Raw genomic sequence first — 2,279 nt, 5'->3', positions numbered from 1 at the left:
TTTGACCGTTTGAGCGAAGAAGCTGCCCGGATTACGCCCCAGCATCTGGCCGAGCTTCGGTCATCCCGTCGTTACGCCATTCTGGTGGCAGCCGGGGTCCGACTTGAGGAGGTTCTAACCGACGCGACCCTCATAATGATGGACAAACTCCTCGGAAGCATGATGCGCCGTGCCGAGCACCGGATCCGTGACAAAGCGATTGTCACCATGCGATCGTTGCAGGCCCAGCTTCGTCTGCTGACAACCTCCTGCCGTCATCTGATTGAGGCGCGTGATCAGGGTGTTGATTCACTGTCTGCCATTACGGGAATTGACTGGCCCCGCCTCCAGGACGCCATCGGCAGGGCTGAAACCCTGACAGCTCCAGAGACCATTGATCGCACGGCCGAACTGATCAACCGGCATCGCTCTCTTCGTCCTGCCATTGGTCCATTCCTGAACGCGTTCCAGTTTCAGGGTGGTCGCACGGTACAGGGATTACTGAAGGCGGTGCAGATCATTGGAGACCTCTATCGGACCGGTAAACGCCGCTTGCCTGACTCCTGTCCGATCCGTTTCATTCCGCCTTCCTGGCACAGCTTTGTCAGGCCAGAGGGAACAGTCATACGACAGGCCTACGAACTCTGTGTTCTGACCCAGCTGCGCGAGCGTCTGCGTGCCGGAGACATCTGGGTAACGGAAAGTCGCCAATACCGCGCATTCGACACCTACCTTCTTCCGGAAGCCACGTTTGCAGCGATGCGCGCGCAAGGACCGTTGCCTCTGGCGATCAATGCTACGGCTGACACGTTCCTTTCTCAACGGCGTGCAGTGCTGGAAACCGCGCTGAACCGGGTGACGGCTCTTGCCAGGAAGGGCGAGTTGTCACAGGTCCGGCTTGATGCACATGGTCTTGTGATTTCGCCTCTGAAAGCAATTACACCCCCTGCTGTGGAAGAGTTGAGGCGGGCGGCTTACGACCGGCTGCCACGGATCAAGATTACTGATCTTCTGCTGGAAGTGGACCGCTGGATCAGCTTCACCGACTGCTTTACCCATCGCCGTTCCAGCCGTGTCGCGGATGACAAAAACGCCCTGCTGACGGTGATCCTGGCGGATGGGATTAATCTTGGTCTGACACGCATGGCCGACACCTGTCAGGGTGCCACCCTGCGCCAGTTGGCGCATCTGCATGACTGGCATATCAGCGAGGCCGGATACGCCGAAGCCCTTGGCCGTATGGTTGCAGCCCATCGTGGGCTGCCCCTGGCGTCACTCTGGGGAGACGGCACATCGTCCTCAAGTGATGGTCAATTGTTTCATGCAGGTGGCAGAGGCGCTGCGATCAGCGATATCAATGCGCGCAATGGCAGTGAACCGGGCGTCAGTTTCTACACCCACATCTCCGATCAGTATGATCCGTTTTCGACCCGGGTGATTGCTGCGACGGCCGGTGAAGCGCCCTATGTTCTGGATGGACTGCTTTATCATGCTAACGGACTTTCCATTGAAGAGCATTATACAGATACGGGTGGGGCATCGGATCATGTTTTCGGGCTGATGCCCTTCTTTGGTTATCGATTTGCGCCCAGGATACGGGATCTGAAAGAGCGGAAACTTCACCTTTTTCCGGGACAACACCCGGGCGAACTTCTGGGTGGGATGGCCGGTGACCTGATCAATACCAACCATATTGTGGAACACTGGGACGACCTGCTGCGTCTCGTCACATCTATTCGGAGTGGAACCGTGACCGCTTCGGCCATGCTGCGCAAACTCGGATCTTACCCCCGTCAGAATGGTCTGGCTGTGGCTTTGCGCGAAGTCGGCCGGATCGAACGGTCAATTTTTATGCTCGACTGGATACAGGATCTGGATTTGCGCAGACGAACCCAGGCTGGACTCAATAAGGGAGAAGCCCGGAATGCGCTGGCTCGGGCGCTCTTCTTCAATCAGCTTGGCGAACTGCGGGATCGGCGTTTTGAAAATCAGGCCTATCGGGCGTCAGGTCTGAACCTGCTGGTGGCAGCGGTCATCCTATGGAATACGCGCTATCTTCAGTCTGCCATCACGACGCTCGGTATTTCAGATGACCTGGCCCAGCATATCGCACCCCTCGGCTGGGAGCATATTTCTCTGACAGGCGACTATCGCTGGAATGTCGATGAGCAGCCCGAAGCTGGCGCGTTACGACCGCTTCGGGTACCTGCATCCCTACTTGTTGCGTGAACCTCAATGTGGCCAGTTCTACAGGTGTTCACTCCAAGCGTACGTAAAATACACTTTCGTGTCGTGATCCC

General features: G+C 57.1%; 1 protein-coding gene. It reads left to right on the top strand.

Annotated elements, in window-relative coordinates:
- Positions 1 to 2,208 (top strand): Tn3 family transposase (locus GXY01S_RS16550; RefSeq protein WP_061276867.1); only part of this gene is annotated, 2,208 nt, incomplete at its 5' end.
- Positions 2,209 to 2,279: the final 71 nt, after the last annotated feature.

Source organism: Komagataeibacter xylinus NBRC 15237, assembly GCF_001571345.1.
Taxonomy (GTDB): domain Bacteria; phylum Pseudomonadota; class Alphaproteobacteria; order Acetobacterales; family Acetobacteraceae; genus Komagataeibacter; species Komagataeibacter xylinus.
Note: the sequence above shows the minus strand (reverse complement) of the source record. Positions and strands in the feature narration are given on the sequence as shown.